Source organism: Telluria sp. LT2P80 (genome assembly GCF_059685955.1).
In genome coordinates, this window is the sequence record NZ_JCASIO010000003.1 from 350873 (window position 1) to 370049 (window position 19177).

Here is a 19177-nt window from a genome sequence, read left to right on the forward strand (position 1 = left end):
TTATTTGCGCTTGGCCGCAACCTGCGCCAGCAACGCTTCGGCTTCGGCACGCCGTCCTAAATCGGCCAGCTTGCGGCCTGGCCGCGCCGGCGCCTGCAGCGCCTTGCGCAGGCAGCGTTCGGCGCCGGCAAAGTCACCCTGACGATACAAAAAGTCGCCAAGGAAGTAGTTGGCGTCGATGCCGTCCGGGTTCAGCGCCAGGCCCTGCTGCAGGTACTCGCGCGCCTTGTCCTTGTCGCCAAAGCCGATCGGCCACCCCGGCACCTGATAATACAGGCTCCCGAGGCTCGTGTACGCAGAACCGCCCAGCGCCTTCGGGTCGGCTTGCAGCGCCGCTTCGAAATCCTTCTTCGCTGTTTTGGCCAGGCCCAGTGCGCCCAGGCCGCCCTTGGCGCCGGCGTGGCTGGCGACGACGATACCATGCCAGATCAGCACGCCGGCGCTATCCGGATAGCGCGACAGTACCGTGTCCGCTTCGGCGCTCAGCGCCTCGAATGCGCGCTCCTGCCCACCGGCGGGCGCGCCGTACTTCACTTGTTCCCAACGTTGTTGCAGCGTACCGACGGCGTCGTCGGCGGGTGCGGCCAGGGCGACATTGAAGGCCGCCATGCCCAAGACGAATGTGGTGAGTGTGCGATGCGATATTTTCATGATGACCTCGGTTGTGCGCGGCGGACAGGCGCCGGCATGTGTTTGCGAATGACAGGTAACTGGCCGCGGATGGCCCGGTCGGGCAAGGCAGGCAGCAGATGGTTGAGCAGGACCAGCAGCGCTTCCTTCAGCCCCGGCTTGTGCTCCCACGCCGAGCCTTCGATGAACGCGCATAGCTGGCGCGCCACATCGGCCGGCTCGTCCAGCGGCACGCCCATCTCGGCGTTCATCGCTTCGACCGGGCCGGCATTGATCGGCGTGCGGGTCGCGCGCGGGATGAAGTGCCGCACTTCGACGCCGGTATCGGCCAGCTCGCGCCGCAGCGCCTGCGTGAAACCGCGCAGGCCGGCCTTGCTGGCGCAGTAGCCGGCAAACCCGGGGTAGCCCAGATAGCCAAACAGCGAGCCGACATTGATGACCTGCGCACGCGTGGCGTTGCGCAGTTGCGGTAGCAAGCGCTGCGTGAGCAGCATCGGCGCGAGCAGGTTGACCTCGAGCAGGTTGCGCAGCGCCGCCGGATCCTGGCTCTGGAACGCATGGAAGTCGTTGATGCCGGCGTTGTTGATCAACAGGCTGACGCCACCGAGCTCGCTCGACGCAGCAGCCGCGGCGTCGAGCGTGGCCGCCTGCGTCGTGTCACCCACCACGATACGCACCAGATGCGGTCCAAGCCGTTCGCGCAGCGTCTCGAGCACCCCGCGGTTGCGGCCGACGAGCACCATCGACGTGCAATACGGCGCCAGGGCCACCGCGAGTGCCTGGCCGATGCCCCCGCTGGCGCCGGTCAGCACCAGCCGCCATGTCATGTGCGCCATGCTAGACCCCGGCCAGGCTGGCGCTGCGCTGCGGCAGACTGCGGAAGATGTCGCCATACAGGCGATACATCATGCGCGCGCTGTGGATGATCGCCTCGCGGTCGGCGGCCCGCTCGACCCGGTTCATCAGGCTCACGAAGAACGCGACGTGGGCCAGGTCGAGACTGCCGTGCGACGTCAGGTAGCTGAACGCGGCATCCGGCAGATCAAGGCGCAGCTGGATGGTCTGCGCGGCCTGCGTCGCCAGCGCGGTGCTGGTGCCTTCCAGCACGTGCACCATGCCGAAGAAGCCGATCGGGTTGCCGCGGTCGATCCCGTGGTAGGCGTAGGCCACCATCAGTTCGGTCGCCGGCAGCGGCCGTGAATCGCGCGCCAGCTTCGGGTCGCCGCCACAGGCGGCGATATCGGACAGAATCCACTCCTCGTGGCCGATTTCTTCTTCGATGTATTCGGCAATGGACTGGCGCAGCCACCCTTGCTCGTCACCCAGCCGGCTGCCGCATGCCATCATCAGCGGGACCGTGTGCTTCACGTGGTGATAGGCCTGCGTCAGAAAGGCCACGTACTGGGGCAGGTCGATGTCGCCCGTCAGTGCCTGCTGGATCAGCGGCGTGCCCAGTAGTTGCTGGCGCTGGGGTTCGGTGTGCTGGCACAGGATGTCATAGAACTGCATACATTGCTCCTTCAGGACTGGTAAATTTGTTCGATGTGCGCCGCGCAGCGCAAACGCGCCGTGTCGCGCCGCAGGCGTCCGTTGACGGTCGCGGTGCCATCGGCTTCGCTGAATGGCGCGGTGCGGAACCACGCGCCGATGCGCGCATAGTCGGGCAACTCCTGGTTGACCCGTTCGACGGCGGCGTCGATCACCGCATCCGGCGCATCCGCCTGCAGCGGCACGATGGCCGCCGCCAGGTAAGCGCGCGCGTCGCCGACCACCATCGCCTGGGCCATGACGCCCGTGCCGAGCAACAGCGACTCGGGCCACTCGGGCGACACGTTGCGTCCATAGGCGGTGACCAGCACGTTGTTCTTGCGCCCGTCGATGTGCAGGTAGCCGTCGGCATCGAGATGACCGATGTCGCCGGTGCCCAGCCAGGTGTCCTGGCCAGGCGCATGGTCTCCGGAAGGCTGGCCCAGATAGCCCGCCATGACCCCGCCGCCGACTTCGATCTCGCCGTCCGGCGCGATGCGTACGCTGCGATTGGGCAGCGGTTTGCCAGCGCTGCCGATCCGCGCCTGCCCCGGGAGATTGAGTGACACGACCGAGCCGCACTCCGACAGGCCGTAGCCTTCGTAGACGGGGAAACCCCTGGCCTGCGCCGCCTCGATCAGCGCCCTGGGTGTCCTGGCCCCGCCGACGGCGATGAACTTGAGACTGGCAATGCGTGGATCGTCCGGCCGGACCGCGGCCACCAGCGCCTGCAGCATCTGCGGCAACAGGATGACGCTCTCGGCGCGCGTGGCGGCGATGGCGGCAAGGCAGACGCCGGGATCGAACGACGCCGCGCCGCGCAGACCGGTCATGGCCAGCGGCAGGCTGATATTCAGCGCGCCCGACAGCATGGCGGTGTAGGTACCGGCGATGTTTTCAAGCAGCACCGACAGTGGCAGCAGATTCAGATGGCGCCGGATGTTCAGGCCGGCCAGCGCATCGGCCAGCACCTGCGCCAGTGCCCACTGCTGGCTGGAACCCAGGCACACGCCTTTCGGCTGGGCGGTGGTACCCGACGTGAACGTCACTTTCTGCACGCCGGGCGGCACGGTGCCAGGCATCTCGGCGCCGGCATACAGTGATAAAGCGCCCGGCGTGGCGACCGCCGTGGTGTAGCCCAGCGCGCCGGCCAGCGCCGCATCGACGCAGAACAGCCCATCGACTGCGGCCTGCGTCAGCGCGTGGCGCCATTGCGGCGGCGTGAAGAACGATGGCAGCGGCACCAGCGTCATGCCCGCCTCGTGCACGGCCAGGTCGATGGCGATCCATTCGGGACCGTTGTCGGCCAGAATCGCCAGCGCAGCGCCCGAACGGAACGTCGCGCGCAGCATCTGCGCCAGCGCCTCGACACGCTCGATCAGCACGCTGGCACTCCAGGTACCGTGCGCGCCTTCCAGCACCGCGCCGTTTGGGGGGAGATTAGCGCGCCAGTTGATCATGACCGAATCCAATATTGCCGAACATGACTTGCGGATGGGTCGCGTAATAGCTGCCCCATGCCCCCTGTGCCTGCCCCAGGCGCGCCGGATCGGCATCCGCCAGCACCGACGGTGCCAGCCGCAGCCGTGCGAATGAATTGAGCAGCGCGCGCGTGGCGGTGAACGTGACCCAGACCAGGCCCTGGCAATGCAGCTGGTGCGTCATGGCCACGATCAGGGCGCGCGCGGCGCCCGCATCGGTACTGGCCAGGTTGCCCACTTCGACGATGCTGCCGCGTGCGACCGGCCGGCCGGTGCGCGCGCCGATTTCGCTCTCGACGGAACCGTCCAGATAATGTTCGAGAAACAGCCGGCCTTCGCCCGCCAGCGAATAACCGAGCGCAGCAACCCAGCGCCCGGCGCTGTCGCGACGGCCGGCGAGCGTATGGCAGAAATGCTGCAGGGTGGCGCCGTAGACGCGGGCAAACTCGGCGGCGATGAAGGCTTCGAGCGATGCGCGTTCCGGATGGTCCGGCGCCACGAGTTCAAGAGTGCGCCCGGCCCCTGCTGCGGCAGATGGCGTGGCGCTGGCGCGGGTAGCGCATGGCATGGTGGTCGACACTGGTCACTCCTTTTGTTGTTCCCATGGCGAAACTTATGGGGGCAACATTAAGGCCAGATTAATCGACGCCGGCAGTGCGGAGAGTCAGCGGGACAGTGACCCTGGCCGGTGCTTAGCGCCAGGTGCTGTCGGCCCCGGCATCGAAGACGAGAAAGCGCGACGGCCCATCCCTGAAATTATTATCCGAGGCGATCACCAGCGAACGGTGGCCATTGGCCAGCCTGGGTCCCCACGCCATCGCCTCGTAATTGTCGGACCACCCTGCAGGCAGCTGCGCATTGCCCAGCAACTGGCGCTTGACGGCCGGCCGCACGCCAGAGGCAATCGGCGCGTCCGGGTCGAGCGCGCTGGCGCCCTGCAGGTCGACGTCATACAGGCGCACATCGAACGTGAAGTCGTGCGCCGTCTGACGGCCTGCGCGCTCGATCACCAGCAGGCGGCGCGGTCCGATGGCCAGGATTTCGGCAATGCCGTTTTCGCTATAGCCGCCCGGGCGGCCCGGCGGCAACACCGGCTCTAGCCGGTACGCGTACTGCGCCAGGATGCGGCCCTGCCGGTCCAGCAGACTGAGTCGCGTGAGCGCGCCCTCGCCCGGCGCCGACGCCTGGCCGTCCTGGATCAGCGCTCCTTCCATCGCCAGCCACAGATGCTGGTCATCGGCACTGAAGCTCAGGCCCTCCGGCCCCGCATTGCTGCGTCCACCGGCTTGCGCATCGGGCTGGATCTGCAGCGCTGGGGGAAATGGCGGCGCACGGAGGGGCGTGCCATCCATGCCGGTGCGGGCCAGCAGCATCGGCGAGCGCGCGGCGCGATCGCCTTCGCCGGCAAACCAGAGACTGCGCTCGAGTGGGTCGATGCGCAGCGTCTCCAGGTCGGCCACCTGTCCGGGCTCGCCGCGCCGCGCATACGGCGCGCCGCCAGCCTGCACCAGCGGCTGCATGCCGCTGATCTGCACGCCCGCGACACGTTGCGCGTCGTAGTCGATGCGGGCGCGGTAAAAACGCGTCGGGCCATGCACGCCCCGATCGTCGCTGATGATGAGCCATTCCCTGGCCACGCTGTCGTAATCGATGCCGGACAAGCCGCCGACGCGCGTCTCACCGACGCGCATGTCACCTGCCAGTTGCGCGGTGCCGATCAGGCGCAGGTTGGGAGAAGGCGTGCTGCAGGCAGTGAGCAGCAGCGCAGCAGAAATGGCGAAAAGCCGGCGAAGGAAGGTCATGGCGGTCTGCGAAAATTCCGGCGCACCCGCCGGCAAACGGCCATTATCCCTCAAGCGCCGGCCCGACCGCCAGCCTGCCCTGCCTTACATCCTGAAGCGCAGGCTCACGCCATACGTCGTCGGGTTGTAGCGGATATCGCGCGGCTGGTACTGTCCCAGCGAACTTTCATACTTCGTGCGCGTCAGGTTGATGGCGTCAAATTGCAGCGACACGTTGTCGTTGATCTCGTAGCCGATGCTCAGGTCGACAAAGGTCGCCCCCTTGACCACGCGGTCCTGGCCAAACGGCGCTTCGGCGATCTGCTCGACATAGTCGCCCCGGCGCGTGGCGGCCAGGCGGCCGGTGAAGCCGCTGCCTTCGTACAGCAGCGCAAAATTGTAGCTCTGGCGCGAGACGCCGGTGAGCGCCGTCGTCGTGAACTGGTCGCTGTCGAACGCCGTGCGCGACTGGTTGTCGCCATCGATATAGGTGGCATTGAACTGCGCACCCAGGCCGCTCCAGGCGCCCGGCAAGAAGTCGGCAAACTTCTGGATGCCGAATTCGGCGCCACGCAGGCGGCCCTTGCCCGAATTTTGTGGGCGCGTCACGCGATACAGCTGGCCGTCGATGGTTTCATCCTGCGTGAAGCTTTGCTGGTAGCCGTCGATATCGCGGTGGAACAGTGCAATCTGCGCATAGCCATTTTTCTTGAAGTAGTACTCCAGTGTGGCGTCGAGGTTGGTGGATTTGGTCGGCTCCAGCAACGGGTTGCCAGCCCCGCCGCTGCCCGCCACGTTGACCGTCGGCGCAATCAGGGACAGCGATGGATTGAGCGCACCGAACTCGGGCCGCGTGATCGTCTTCCCGACCGACAGGTGCGATTGCAGGTTCTCGCGCCAGCCGATCGTCGCCGTGGCGCTTGGCAGCACATTGGTTTCCGACGTCGACTGGTCGATGTCGGTGATCACGTCGCCAATGCGGCTCTGGCCGCGCAGGTCGCGGTTCACGCGCACGACGCGCACGCCGGCTTCGCTCTTGATGCCCACGCCGGCAATCTCATGGTCCCAGCGCCCCGCCGCATACAGCGTGACATTCTGTTCTTTCTGGTCGAACGCGCGCGCCGGGTCTTCGGCAATGCGTCCGCTCGCCAGGCCATAACCATTGCGCACCGCGTCGGCCTGGTCGATCAGGAAGTCAGCCGACGGCGCGCTCCAGGCGCCACCCAGGCGGTCCAGCCCCGGCACCAGGTGCTGGAAGGACGGGCCGAAGGCGCCGATCGGGGTCGGGCGCGCGCCGGTAAAGTCGGCATGGCCTTCGGCGCCGTGATAGCTCGCCTTGCGCGACGACAGCCGCACGCCGCCCAGCAGCGCCTTGAAGGCGCCGTCGCCCGGCATCCGGTAGACGGCGTCGGTGCGCCACTGCAGCTGGGTGCCGGCCTGCTCGTTCCAGTTCTGCACCATCCCGCGCAGCACATACGCATTCGGGTCTTGCAGCACGTTGGCGTTGCCGCCCTTGGTGATGGCATTGAAGCCGCCATGGCCGTCGGCGCCATACGCGTACACATTGGCGCTCACGCCAGGCGCCTGCTGATCGACGATCAGCGTGTCGTTGACGAACTTCGAGCGCGTGTAGCCCACCTGCGACTCGACCGACAGCGGGCCCTCGAGGTATTTCAGGCCCAGGTTCAGGTAGTGCGTGGCGGTGCGTTCGTTCTGGCCCCAGGTGCTGGTGGCGGTGTACGGCTCCCAGTCGTTGGCACCACCGAACTGCGCGGCCGGCGCAGTCGCCGACAGGATCGGGCAGATGACGCCGAGCGACGTGGCGCAGCCATTGGACTGCTGGCCCAAGGTCACGCCGGTCAGGCGCGGCGCCGAACCGACATTCGAAAAGGCGTAGTTGACGGCGTTGCGACCCTGGTAACCCATGCCCAGATATTGTGCGGTGGCCGTCGTGCGCGGATTGATCTTCCACTGGAAGGCGCCGTGCACGCTCTGGCGTTCGCGCGCGCCTTCGTTGTAGGTGCCGCCGATATGCGGCAGCTGGCCCAGCACCTCGCCAGGGGCGAGCGGTGCAAACGGCGCCGACTCGCCCAGGCGCGTGGCACTGCCGTCGGGGCGCACCGAGAACACGTTCGACGGCCGGTCGTTGTATTGCACCGGATAGGCCCAGTTGTCGCGGTTGACGGCGACGTCGAACAGCGCGCCCATCTCGCCAAAATCGGTGTCCCAGCGGTTGCTGACCAAAAAGCCGCCGCCCGGGCTGTGCTTGTCGGCCGTATTGCCGCTGCCGTTGATCTGGTTGACGCGGTCTTCGACGTAGCCGGTGGCCACGAAGCCCTTGGCGTCGAACGGCGCGCGCAGGCGAATATTCACGGCGCCGGCGATGCCGCCCTCGAACTGGTTCGCGGTGGCCGATTTGTAGACTTCCATGCCGCCAATCGACTGCACCGGCAAATCCTGGTACGCCAGGCGACGTCCGGCCGCAGTGAAGATCTCGTTGCCGTCCAGGGTCGTGGCGACGTCGGGCAAGCCGCGGATGGTGACGTTGCTGGTCTCGCCGCGATCGCGGCCGACCTGCACGCCCGCGACGCGCTGCAGCGCATCGCCCGCATGGCGGTCGGGGAACTTGCCGATATCGTCGGCGTTGATCGCATCGACCACCTGCGCTGCATCGCGCTTGATGTCTTCGGCCGAGCGCAGGCTCTGGCGCAGGCCCGTGACCTTGATGACGGTAAGTGCGGCCGGCGCGGCATCAGCAGGTGCTTCCGGCGCCTGGGGTGCCGGGGCCAGCGAGTCGGTGACGACCTGCGCGAAGGCTGGTGCGCCATACGAGGACAGCAGCATGATGGCGGCACATACCGGCGTGAGGTTCAAACGGCGCATTCATTCTCCTGAAGTCTGCATGGATCGGGCGTGCCGCGGTCGGCGGCGCCTGAAATGTGTCTTCATAACGCAGCATGATGCCATCCAGTTGACATAAATACACCAGAAAAATTTTTCTCTCGGAGTGACTGATCGGTGAAATGTGAGAATGTGCGAATTACGAACGCACGGCGCTGACTATACTTGGCGGATATGTACTTACGTCCGCTATCGTTGTCATCTTCCGAAAATCGCGTCCTGGGCATCGGCGTCGCCATGCTGCTGCACGCCGCCTTGCTGGCCGCATGGCAGGCAAGCCGCCAACGAGCGCCCGACGACGAGCGACAGGCGGTCTTCACCCAGTGGGTGCACGTGCCTGACAGCGGGCCGCAGCCTGCCACACGCGATGTCCGCGTTCCCGCAGAACGCAAACGCACAACTGTCGCTGCACCAGCCGCCCGGACTGGCCAAGCGGTAGCGTCGGGTATCGAACAGCCAACCACCGGGCCGGACGTTGTTCTTTCAGCCGATGGTCGTGACGTGACGCCTGTTGAAGGGAGCGCGCGACTGAGCGTCGAGCAAGCCCTGCGCGAAGCGGGCGCCATCGAGCGCACGCTGCGCAAGAGCAGCAAGGCGTATATCGTCGCGCCGCCGGACAGCCCGCAGATCCGCATGGCCCGCGGGTTTGCCGAGGCGGCGGCGGTCGCGCCGGGCCGCTGGTACGAAGCGCCCAAGATCGTTGAACTTGTCAATGACGGCGGCGACGGCGCGCGACGCACGCGCGTCGTCACGGCTGGCGGCATCTATTGCATCACCGAGCGCTCGCCGGCAACGAGCATCGACATGATCGAAAAGTTCGGCAAGCAGAGGATCACGAACTGCGGGCATGAACACGAGCAGCCTGTCAATGCCCAGGAATGGCGTACCGCGCGCGATTGACGCTGACCGGGCCGCGGATCAAACCGACGTCTTGATGTCCTCGAGCGACTTGCCGGCGGCAAGCCATGCCTTGACCCAGGCCGGTTGACGGCCACGACCGCTCCATTGCTGGGCAGAATCGTCGGGATTGGTGTAGCTGACAGCGGCGGCGGTCGGCTTTCCTGGTACCGGCGCTTTGATCGCCAGCACCTGTTTCTCGGTCAGGCCGGCATTGCGGGCGATGTGGAGGATCTGTTCGCGCGCCTTGCTGATGCTGAGGAAATGGTGCGTTTTGAGTGCATCGTTGACCTGTTCTTCAAGAGCACGAAGTTTGGCCAGCGAATATTTGGAGAGGTCTTGCATGGTTGCAGGTTGCTTTAAGGTGAGTGAAAACAGCACCCTAACATGCCCGGCCACCTGTTGGCGAACCGATCGGATGGTGTTTCTGCGTTCTTACTGGAGGCGCACCGCCACATCGAACAGCCACGTCCGGCGAATTTCCACCACATCGTACTGGCGCGCGAGCGCCGGCGGGAACGGTCCATACGGCGCGTGACTGGCGATGATCTGGCGGATTGCCTCGTCGACCGCAGGCACGCCACTCGAGGTCACGAACGTCACCCGCTCCACCGAACCGTCGCTGCGCACGGCCACGGTCACGAGCGGCTGCCGGTGCGGCTGCCTGACGATATCGCGCACGGCGCTCAGGCTCATGTTCAGCTCGATCTTGCGGCCCATGGCTTCCGCGTACGCCACAAGGTCAGCGTTGGCGTCAGCGCGGCCCAGCAGCCAGCCGCGACGCTGCCCGCCGGCGGCGTCACGCTGCGCGGCTTCCTGGTTCAACTGCCGGCCGATCGCGCGCAGGCGCTCTTCACGCTGCGTCTCCTGCGCGGTTTGCACGGGCGCCGCTGGCGCTTGCGGTAACTGCGCGAGGCGTGCTGCTTCCTGCTTGACTGCGTCCTGGCGTGCTGCTTCCTGGCGTGCTGCTTCTTGACGCGCAGCTTCCTGACGTGCAGCTTCCTGACGTGCTGCTTCCTGTTGCGCCAGTCTCGCCTGCTCCTGGCGGGCTGCTTCAGCACGGGCGGCGTCAAGACGGGCCTGCTCCTGACGCGCTATTTCCCGTTTGGCCTGCTCCTGCCTGGCGATTTCTGCCCGGGCAACCTCACGCTGGGCCGCCGCATCGCGGTTGGCTTCCTCGATGCGCTGTGCATCGGCACGTTCGGCTTCGCGTTGCGCCGCCTCGGCACTGGCCAGCGCGTCCCGCGCGGCTTGCTCACGTACCTTTGCTTGTGCCTGTGCCTGGGTCTGTGCCGCCAGCTCGGCAGTCCGCTGCTGTTCAGCCGCAACGGCTGTCGCTGCGCGCGCAGCCTCGCGCTGGACCACCTGTTGGCGCACGCGTTCTTCCTCGATCGCCGTCTCCCGCTTGTCGTCATCGAGTGCGATGATGCGCGCCCCGGCCGCGTCGTCGTTCTGTGGCGTCGGCGCTGGCGCTGGCGCTGGCTGGACCCTGGTGACCGGCGCTTGCGGCACGGAGGGCGCAGGTGCGGTTGCTGCTGGTGCGGCCGGCAGCGTCGGCTGGCTCGCGACGACCGGTGCTTCTGCCTTCGTCGCGGGTACGTGCTGCGGCACTGGTGCTGCGGCTGGCGCCGGCGCCAGCCTGACATTGAGTTCAGTCGCCGCGAGGCGTCGCTCTTCCCACGGCATGCGCAATCCTGGAAGCCCGAACACATCGCCCTCAAGCGGAATGCTTAGCAGCAGAGCGTGGATCACCAGGGATAGCAGCAGTGCCAGGCGCATTCGCCAGGAAAAAGCAGGCGTGTCGGAAGGGGTTCTCACATTGTCGGATCGGTCGGTGTCGGCGTGATGGTGGCGAGTTGCCAATGGTGCAAGATCAGCGGCGATGCTATCACACCGCTGCCGCCATCGCCACGCGCCCTGAACACACACGACCTGTGGCACTATCGCTGCTAACATCAGCGTCGTGCAGCGCAATCGCCCGCTATTGCCCCCCCTACAAGCGAAGGACCGCCTTCATGCCTCGGATCTCCCATGTCGTCGGCACCAAAACGTATTGGTTCGCCGATCTACGCGACCTGCTGGCCAAGGCCACGCCGGCACGCTCGGGCGACCATCTCGCCGGTGTTGCCGCAGGCAGCGCCAAAGAGCGCGTCGCCGCGCAGATGGCGCTGGCCGACCTGCCCTTGCGCACCTTCCTGAACGACGCCGTCGTACCGTACGAAACCGATGAAGTCACGCGCCTGATCATCGACAGCCACGACGCTGCCGCGTTCGCGCCGATCCGCCACCTGACCGTGGGGAGTTTCCGGGAGTGGCTGCTGGGCGACGCGGTCGACGGGGCCATGCTGGCGCGCGTTGCCCCTGGCATTACGCCGGAGATGGCGGCGGCCGTATCGAAGATCATGCGCATCCAGGACCTGGTGCTGGTAGCACGCAAGTGCCGCGTGATCACCCGCTTTCGCAACACGATCGGCCTGGCCGGCACGCTGTCGACGCGCCTGCAGCCGAATCATCCGCTCGACGACCTGTCGGGCATCGCAGCCAGCCTGTTCGACGGTCTGATGCATGGCAGCGGCGACGCGGTCATCGGCATCAATCCGGCCACCGACAATGTCGCGCAGGTGGTCAAGCTCGTCACGATGCTGGACGATATCATCAGCCGCTACGACATCCCCACCCAGTCATGCGTGCTGACGCACGTGACCAATACGATCGAGGCGATCGGGCGCGGCGCGCCGGTCGACCTGGTATTCCAGTCGATCGCCGGTACGCAAGCGGCCAACGCCAGCTTCGGCATCGACCTGGCGCTGCTCGGCGAAGCCCGCGCTGCTGCCCTGTCGCTGGGCCGCGGGACGGTCGGCAACAACGTCATGTATTTCGAGACCGGCCAGGGCAGCGCGCTATCGGCAAATGCCAACCACGGCGTGGACCAGCAAACCTGTGAGGCCCGCGCGTATGCTGTGGCGCGCGCATTCGAGCCGCTGCTGGTCAACACCGTGGTGGGCTTCATGGGGCCGGAATACCTGTACGACGGCAAGCAGATCATCCGCGCCGGCCTGGAAGACCACTTCTGCGCCAAGCTGCTCGGCCTGCCGATGGGGTGCGACGTCTGCTACACCAACCACGCCGAAGCCGACCAGGACGACATGGACGTGCTGCTGACGATGCTGGGCACGGCCGGCTGCACCTTCGTGATGGGGATTCCCGGCGGGGACGACATCATGCTCAATTATCAGACGACGTCCTTCCACGATGCGCTGTATGCGCGCCGCGCGCTCGGCCTGCAGCCGGCGCCAGAGTTCGATGCGTGGTTGCGCGCGATGGGTATTTTCAAGGGCGCGGGCCAGGTTGAGCTGGGGCGGACCGTGCCCCCGGCATTTCAACGCGCGCTGCTGCAGTCATCCTGAGGTTGCTCCCATGTCCGATTCGATTGACGCCCCCATTGCCGGCGCCGCACCTTGGCAAGCCTTGCGCAAATTCACGGACGCCCGCATTGCGCTGGGCGCTGCCGGCATCAGCCAGCCGACAGACGCACAGCTCGACTTTCAGCTCGCGCATGCGCGGGCGCGCGACGCCGTGCATCTTCCGCTCGACATTGATGCGCTCAAGCCAGCATTGCAGGCAGCGTGGCCGCACGCTGACCAGCCCCTGCTGCTGCACAGTGCGGCTGCGAACCGCAACGTCTATCTGCAGCGGCCGGATCTGGGGCGGCGGCTCGATGCCCCATCACGCGCGCTTCTGACCGATCGTGACGATGGCAACCGCCGCTGCGATCTGGCCATCGTCGTGGCGGATGGTCTGTCGTCACACGCGATCGCGCAGAATGCCGCGCCGTTTCTCGCAGCGCTGCATTTACAGTTGGCCGCCGAAGCGTGGACGCTGGCGCCGTTGGCGATCGTCCAGCAAGGCCGAGTGGCCGTGGGCGATGAATTCGGTGAATTACTGGGCGCGAAGATCGTCGTTGTGCTGATTGGCGAACGCCCGGGTCTGAGCGCACCGGACAGCATGGGCATCTATATGACGTGGGCGCCACGCGTCGGCCTGACGGATGAGCGTCGCAACTGCATCTCGAACGTCAGGCCGGCGGGGTTGGATTATGTCCAAGCCGCTGCCCGGCTGCATTATCTGCTTAGGCAGGCGCAACTACGGCAGTTGAGCGGCGTGGCACTCAAGGACGAGACGTCCCAGGATGACGTGCTGCCGGGCGGCGGCGGGCCGGCGTTCCTGCTGTAGGCAGTGAAGCAAACCACTTCACGACGCGCCTACGGCGCAGGTGCACACGATTTTTCAGAAAACGTGTCGCATCCCGGCGTTGAATGCACGATCTCCGGAGCCCGTCTCGCCATTACTACCGACCGTATAGCCAGCGCCATTTTTATTCACGACAGCACCGTACGATGTGTAGAGGGTGCTCCGCTTTGACAGTGCATACACATAAGCGACGCCCCAGGCACGCGCGTCTTGATCGACATTTGTCCTGTCGTCCTTGCGCATGACAGACGCGATGAGAGTCCCACCAGGCACTGGCGCTGACAAACCGAGCAACATGGCATTGCTGTTCGTTGACGGCGTTGGCCGGACACCGCCAAATGGATTATTGGGATTCTGTATCGGTGCGCTGTTGAAGCCCTTGTCCCTGCCATATGCAGCGTGCAACTTCAAGACCGTGAAATTGTAATTTGCCGCTATCAGGTGGTTGGTGCTGTCGTCTCTCGAAATTGGCGCGACACCCGGTGACCCAGCGACATCGGTATTTTTTTTGTTATACGCATAACGTACAGCGAGTTTCCCGCTCGCGTACCCGATGGACCCGCCCATCTGCCGCCCGGTCTTGCTGCTGCTGGCTTGCTCACCAAAACTGTAAGCCAGATCGGCAGTAAACCCTTGCATGACCGGCGCCGTGTACTGGATCGTGTTACTGGTCCGTACATTCGTCCCGGAATCGGGAAACAGATTCTTGGATGTCCCTGCATAACCAGTCACGAACGGGTCAGCGACCTGGCCCAGTGTTTGGTGCCAGGGCGTGTACTGGCGGCCAATTGACAACGCACCCGCACGTGTCTTCAAACCGACAAACGCCTGACGATTGAACAGCGTTCCCGCAACATCCACCTCGCCGTTATCGATGCGGTAGCCATTCTCCAGCGTGAAAAATGCGGACATTCCATCACCGAGTTCTTCATTGCCGCGAAAGCCGATGCGCGATGCAGAAACGCCGCCATTGGTAATTTTGTTCACGTTGCCGCCGGCGCCACCGCGCTCATGGACGATAGCAGCATCGGCGATGCCGTAGATCGTTACACTGGATTGGGCAAAGGCCGCATTCGCGCCAAGGGCAAGGCTGAGTACTGATAACAGTTTCTTGTTCATGTCATTCTTTTTCAGTTAAATGAAACGATCACTGAAGCAAGCTGCCCTCAGCCAGGCCGGGGACGCGCATTGCCATCCCCTGCGTGGTGATCAAAGCAGGGTTTCTTCCTTGCCGATCACGCCTGCCATCCGCAGTGCGTCGTCGAGCCAAGGCGACACCAGCAGCCCTTCTTCGATTTCTTTCAGGCGCTGGGCTTCCGCCTTGAGCTTCTGGTGCGCCGCCAGCAGAACGGCGGGCACGTCGGTACGAGGAATCACCACCACGCCATCGCAGTCGGCGACCACCAGATCGCCCGGATGCACGGCCACATCACCGATTGCAACGGTTGTGCCCACGCGTCCGTCAAGACCCTTCGTTGGGCCGGCCGGATTGCGGCCTGCTGCAAAGATCGGCAGCGGTCCGTTCCCGAGCGTGTCGGTATCGCGAATGGCGCCGTCCATGACAAAACCGCCGATGCCGGCCGCGATGGCCTGTGTTGCCATCAATTCGCCAGCAAGTGCGCTCGACTCGTAGCCTTTGCCATCAACGACGATGATGTCGCCAGGTCTGGCCAGGGCCAAGGCAACGTGAAACAGCAGGTTGTCGCCCGGCCGTACCTCGACCGGGAATGCAGGGCCGGCCAGCTTCATTGTTGGAGACAGCCCCTGGATGCGTGCGTGAAGGGCGCCGCGGCGTCCTGCAACGTCACACAGGACAGCGGATTGGAATTGCCGTGCCTCATCGACCAGATTGGCAGAAACACGCTCGAACTCGGCGACATTGTCGAATTTCGTAGTTTTCATTGGGGTCCTTTGGTGATTACTTGTTGTTGAGAACATGGGGCGGCGTTTCGCCAGACAGGACTGCAAGCACTGCGCGTGCAGCACCGAATCCCATTCGCTGAAGTGCTTCACGGCTGCTGCCTGCCACGTGGGGAGAGCCGACAAAATTATCGAGACTGAGTAAGGGGTGCTCTGCAGGCGGCGGCTCGATTTCAAAAACGTCACTCCCTGCACCAGCAATCCGGCCGTCAAGCAAGGCGGCATGCAACGCCAACTCATCGACGATGCCGCCGCGCGCGGCGTTGATCAGAATCGCGGTCGGCTTCATCATTGCGAGTTCCGCAGCGCCGATGAGATGTCGCGTGCTGTCCATGAGTGGCACGTGGAGACTGATGACGTCAGCGTCGGTCAGCACGCTCGACACGTCACGTACCTGGCGGGCGCCGCACTGTTCGAATGCCGACGCCGGCGCATACGGATCGTAGGCAATCACCTCGGCGGCAAACGCATTGCGGAAAAGGCTTGCCGTACGCGAGCCGATGTCCCCGATACCAATCAGGCCGAGGGTCTTTCCGCCAAGCTCGATTCCGTCCTGCACCTGTCCAGGCACGCTTGTTCGCAGGCGCCGATCTGACAGTGCGACCCGGCGCGCCGTGGCCAGGGCTAGGGTCAGCACATACTCGGCCACCGCGTCCGCATTCGCGCCGGGCGTGTTGGTTACCGTGATTCCCTTGCGTGTCGCGGCAGGGATATCGATGTTATCGACGCCACTGCCATGCTTGGCGATAATCTTCAGGTGTTGCGCTAATGCGATCTCAGCTTCACGCATCTGGAATGTTCTGACGATCATCGCAGTTGCCTCAGTCCGCCAATCCTTCTCACGCGACATGGGAAAATCGACGACTTCGTGATGAGCGCGCAGAAAATCAACCGCCTCTTGCGCAATGCGGTCCATGATAAAAATTGCCATTTTTTGCCTTAAGGAGCTGAAGAAGATTTGGTAGTTCCTGACAGCGCATCCACGTCGGTGGCGGTGTCTGAAAAGCGCGTGCGAACGCGCGGTTCGATCATCGAGACGACCAGCACGAACGTCAGCAGCGAGGTTGCTGCAAGAAGGCCGAATACCCACGTCCAGCTGAACTTGTCGAGCAACACGCCGACCACGAATGGTGTGAATGCCCCGCCGAGAGACCCTGCCGTATTAACGATCGAGGCCGTGAACGGGACGCGTTCTTTCGCGGCGATGGCCATCGGGTAGACGAGGAACGTCGAATACCCCAGATTCAGCAACACGCCAACGCAAAAAAACATCGCAGACAATGCCAGCGGAGCGGCCGGGGCATGAATCAGAGCAAACATCGACAGCACCGTTGCAGCTGAAGTAATCAGCATGACGGGCTTGCGACGACGGGCGAATACGCGGTCTGACAGCCAGCCGCCAAGGATGTTGCCGACAATGGCGCCCACCCAGGGAGCCGACGCGACCAGCCCCATTTTCATAATCGAGTAGTGTTTGACCGAAACAAGGTAGGTCGGAATCCAGGTCATGATCGTGTAGGTGATGCCGACCATAAAGAAGTATCCCAGGGCACAGGCCCATACATTCCACGACCGCAGGACTTCTTTGTTGGTCTGAAGAAGATCCACATCGCGGGTACGGATCAGGCCATCAATCCAGTCACGCGAACTGACGACCTGCTTAGGCTGCGTGGTGCTGTCGCCTCCATCCTGGCGTGGTGCATCCTTGATATACGCGACCTCAGCCGGCGAACACCGTTTTGATTCGGAGGGGTCATCGCGCACCAGGAAATACCACAACGCCGCGCACACGAACCCGGGTATGCCGAAAATGAAAAACACTTCGCGCCAACCGAAATGCAGCATCAGGAACGCGCACAGCGGCGGGACGAATGCAGGCGCAAATTTGATGGACGACATGAATACGCCAGTAGCGAGTCCCTTTTCCTGAGGAGGAAACCAGCGATTGATCGTCGACACGATACCGATATTGATCGGACCTTCAGCAGCTCCCAGCACGAACCGCGCGAGTTTGAGTTGTAGCGTAGTTGCGGCCAGACCGGTTACCAGCGTTGCCAGCGACGTCAGCACCATCGAGCCAACGAGCAGCTTGCGCACACCGAATTTCTGGAACAGATAACCTGCCGGAATCTGAATGATGGCGTAACTGATATAGAAGAGACTTGCCAGTGCGCCAACATCAGTGTTGGAGAGGTTGAAGTCCTGGCGAATGACGGGAATGAGTACGCCGATATTGGCGCGGTCCGCTCCAGCAATCATGTAGGTCACGTAGATCATCAGTAAGACGATCCAGCGGTAGCGCGTGCGCTTACCCGAAGAATTCTCCAAGGCTTGTCTCCATGTTCATTATTGTTGTAGGGCTGCAGATCGAGCTGCAGCCTTTCACCCATGGTAGATCACGACCCCAGCAAGAAAAAAGAGAATTATTTCGATCGGCTGCTATTCATTTTTTTCGCGGTAAAAAATATTCGCAGCTAACGCAGAGGCTTTTTTTATTCGGGTATAAAAAGTTTTTCAGCGCTGGTGCGACACGGCTCTGCCATAAGGGCAACGCACGCGTCGTGAACACGGCCGGTTGGACTTCATGCACGGTTTCATGGCGGTCATCGCCATAACACGCGCAAGCCCAGAAAACCTAGAACCCGTACGTCAGTGAATAGTCCACTTCTTCCAGGGCAAGCTGCGCCAGGGTTGGACCGAGCGTGCGCGTGTCATCGGCTCGCCAGCGGAAGCAATATTCAATGGCCGGCAAAGCAGGATTACTTTGAAAGGCGCTGAGCTTGCCTTGCTGAACCATTGGCTCGAGAAACCGGCGCGGGAGAAAACTGATGCCAACGTCTGCGACAGTGAGTCCGACGATAGCGCTCAAACTATTGCACGCGAGGACACGCCGAACGGTGACATTGTGTTGCGATGACCACTGTTGAAAAGATTCGGTCAGCCTCGACTCGCTCGTCATGACAATAATCGGATGTTGCTCGATCTCCTGGATCGTCAGCTCGTCCTTTGCGGCAATGCGTTGCGGCGACGCCATCCAGGCGAAATCGAGCGTTGCCAATGCCACGGTGGACAACATCGTGTTGCCCGAACTGGTTTTTGGCAAAATGGCGAAATCGATCTCCCCCCGCATCAGCTTTTTTTCCAGCGCCGAACCAAGATCGACGTAAGGTTCAAGCAGCAATTGCGGATGCAGCTCATTGATCCGCGAAACAAATTTCGGAAACCATGTCAGCGCGGTCAACTCGCTGATGCCAAAACGGCACGTTCCGCGCAGAGGTTGTGGTCCGCCATGCAGCGATTTGATGTCCGCTTCCATGACCAGCATCTGCTGGGCTTTCGCCAAGACAAGCTGTCCGTGCTCTGTGAGTATCGTCCGATTGGCAGAACGGGCGAAGAGCGACACGCCCAAAGACGACTCCAGTTCCGCGACGCGTTTGGAAAGTGTCGACTGCGTGACATTCAGACGACCGGAGGCGGCGGAAAAGCTGTTGAGAGTAGCCGCCCAGTAAAACGCTTCTAGTTGTTTGAGAGTCATGAAATGTCGTGTGTGGGCAGGTCGATTGGGTTCACATCGTTTGCGATAAATCAGCGTCACTCGACGCCGGTTCGTACGCGCATCGTTGGTGTTCGGGATAACACAAGCCTATCACAACGATCTTCTACCACGAAAAAAGCGAATGACTCCAAATCGAAATTATTCGCTTTTTTCATGCAGAATTCGTGATCTAACATGCGTCCTGAACTGCAGCAGTGTCCCGGAAAGTTTAATGGGGAAATACCCTGTCACAG

The 19177-nt window shown here is 63.5% G+C and carries 17 protein-coding genes; 3 read left to right on the forward strand and 14 right to left on the reverse strand.

Features of this window, described 5'->3' with window-relative positions:
- From AC56LW_RS10810 to AC56LW_RS10840, 7 genes are all read right to left on the reverse strand, one after another.
- A complete protein-coding gene (locus AC56LW_RS10810; protein WP_499634156.1) occupies nucleotides 1–651 on the reverse strand; it encodes a tetratricopeptide repeat protein in 651 nt (216 codons plus the stop codon).
- Nucleotides 648–1466, reverse strand: a complete 819-nt coding sequence (locus AC56LW_RS10815) for an SDR family oxidoreductase (RefSeq protein ID WP_499634158.1) — start codon at nucleotides 1464–1466, stop codon at nucleotides 648–650. The genes AC56LW_RS10810 and AC56LW_RS10815 overlap by 4 nt, the downstream gene beginning before the upstream one ends.
- Nucleotide 1467: 1 nt before the next feature.
- Nucleotides 1468–2139, reverse strand: a complete 672-nt coding sequence (locus AC56LW_RS10820) for an iron-containing redox enzyme family protein (protein WP_332531664.1) — start codon at nucleotides 2137–2139, stop codon at nucleotides 1468–1470.
- 11 nt (nucleotides 2140–2150) lie between these two features.
- Nucleotides 2151–3617, reverse strand: a complete 1467-nt coding sequence (locus tag AC56LW_RS10825) for an AMP-binding protein (RefSeq protein ID WP_499634160.1) — start codon at nucleotides 3615–3617, stop codon at nucleotides 2151–2153.
- Nucleotides 3598–4218, reverse strand: a complete 621-nt coding sequence (locus AC56LW_RS10830) for a thermostable hemolysin (protein ID WP_499634162.1) — start codon at nucleotides 4216–4218, stop codon at nucleotides 3598–3600. Before AC56LW_RS10830 ends, AC56LW_RS10825 begins: the two co-directional genes overlap by 20 nt.
- A gap of 112 nt (nucleotides 4219–4330) precedes the next feature.
- Nucleotides 4331–5440, reverse strand: coding sequence for an esterase-like activity of phytase family protein (locus AC56LW_RS10835; RefSeq protein WP_499634163.1), 1110 nt, complete (start codon nucleotides 5438–5440; stop codon nucleotides 4331–4333).
- A gap of 84 nt (nucleotides 5441–5524) precedes the next feature.
- On the reverse strand, nucleotides 5525–8302 hold the full coding sequence (locus AC56LW_RS10840; protein ID WP_499634165.1) for a TonB-dependent receptor: 2778 nt from the start codon (nucleotides 8300–8302) through the stop codon (nucleotides 5525–5527).
- 213 nt (nucleotides 8303–8515) lie between these two features.
- Between AC56LW_RS10840 and AC56LW_RS10845 the strand changes: the two genes are divergently transcribed.
- A complete protein-coding gene (locus AC56LW_RS10845; RefSeq protein WP_499634167.1) occupies nucleotides 8516–9220 on the forward strand; it encodes a hypothetical protein in 705 nt (234 codons plus the stop codon).
- 18 nt (nucleotides 9221–9238) lie between these two features.
- Here AC56LW_RS10845 and AC56LW_RS10850 read toward each other — a convergent pair whose 3' ends face one another.
- Together AC56LW_RS10850 and AC56LW_RS10855 are read right to left on the reverse strand one after the other, a co-directional pair.
- Nucleotides 9239–9598, reverse strand: a complete 360-nt coding sequence (locus AC56LW_RS10850; RefSeq protein ID WP_499634169.1) for an H-NS histone family protein — start codon at nucleotides 9596–9598, stop codon at nucleotides 9239–9241.
- A 54-nt stretch (nucleotides 9599–9652) separates the two neighbouring features.
- Complete coding sequence (locus AC56LW_RS10855; RefSeq protein ID WP_499634171.1) at nucleotides 9653–10903, reverse strand: TonB C-terminal domain-containing protein; 1251 nt, start codon at nucleotides 10901–10903, stop codon at nucleotides 9653–9655.
- Nucleotides 10904–11232: 329 nt separating this feature from the next.
- On the opposite strand from AC56LW_RS10855, the gene AC56LW_RS10860 reads away from it, so the two are divergent.
- Both AC56LW_RS10860 and eutC read left to right on the forward strand, forming a co-directional pair.
- A complete protein-coding gene (locus AC56LW_RS10860; protein ID WP_499634173.1) occupies nucleotides 11233–12624 on the forward strand; it encodes an ethanolamine ammonia-lyase subunit EutB in 1392 nt (463 codons plus the stop codon).
- 10 nt (nucleotides 12625–12634) lie between these two features.
- Nucleotides 12635–13450 carry an ethanolamine ammonia-lyase subunit EutC gene (gene eutC, locus AC56LW_RS10865; protein ID WP_499634175.1) on the forward strand — a complete coding sequence of 272 codons (816 nt, stop codon included), beginning with the start codon at nucleotides 12635–12637 and terminating at the stop codon, nucleotides 13448–13450.
- Between the two features lie 54 nt (nucleotides 13451–13504).
- Here the strand turns inward: eutC and AC56LW_RS10870 are convergent, their stop codons facing one another.
- From AC56LW_RS10870 to AC56LW_RS10890, 5 genes are all read right to left on the reverse strand, one after another.
- A complete protein-coding gene (locus AC56LW_RS10870) occupies nucleotides 13505–14587 on the reverse strand; it encodes a porin (RefSeq protein WP_499634176.1) in 1083 nt (360 codons plus the stop codon).
- 90 nt (nucleotides 14588–14677) lie between these two features.
- Nucleotides 14678–15370 (reverse strand): RraA family protein, encoded by a 693-nt coding sequence (locus AC56LW_RS10875; protein WP_332531653.1) that lies wholly within the window; start codon nucleotides 15368–15370, stop codon nucleotides 14678–14680.
- Between the two features lie 16 nt (nucleotides 15371–15386).
- Nucleotides 15387–16319, reverse strand: coding sequence for a hydroxyacid dehydrogenase (locus AC56LW_RS10880; protein WP_499634179.1), 933 nt, complete (start codon nucleotides 16317–16319; stop codon nucleotides 15387–15389).
- Nucleotides 16320–16327: 8 nt separating this feature from the next.
- Nucleotides 16328–17716: an MFS transporter gene (locus AC56LW_RS10885; RefSeq protein ID WP_499634181.1), complete on the reverse strand. Its 1389-nt coding sequence runs from the start codon at nucleotides 17714–17716 to the stop codon at nucleotides 16328–16330.
- A 307-nt stretch (nucleotides 17717–18023) separates the two neighbouring features.
- A complete protein-coding gene (locus tag AC56LW_RS10890) occupies nucleotides 18024–18923 on the reverse strand; it encodes a LysR family transcriptional regulator (protein WP_332531650.1) in 900 nt (299 codons plus the stop codon).
- Nucleotides 18924–19177: the final 254 nt, after the last annotated feature.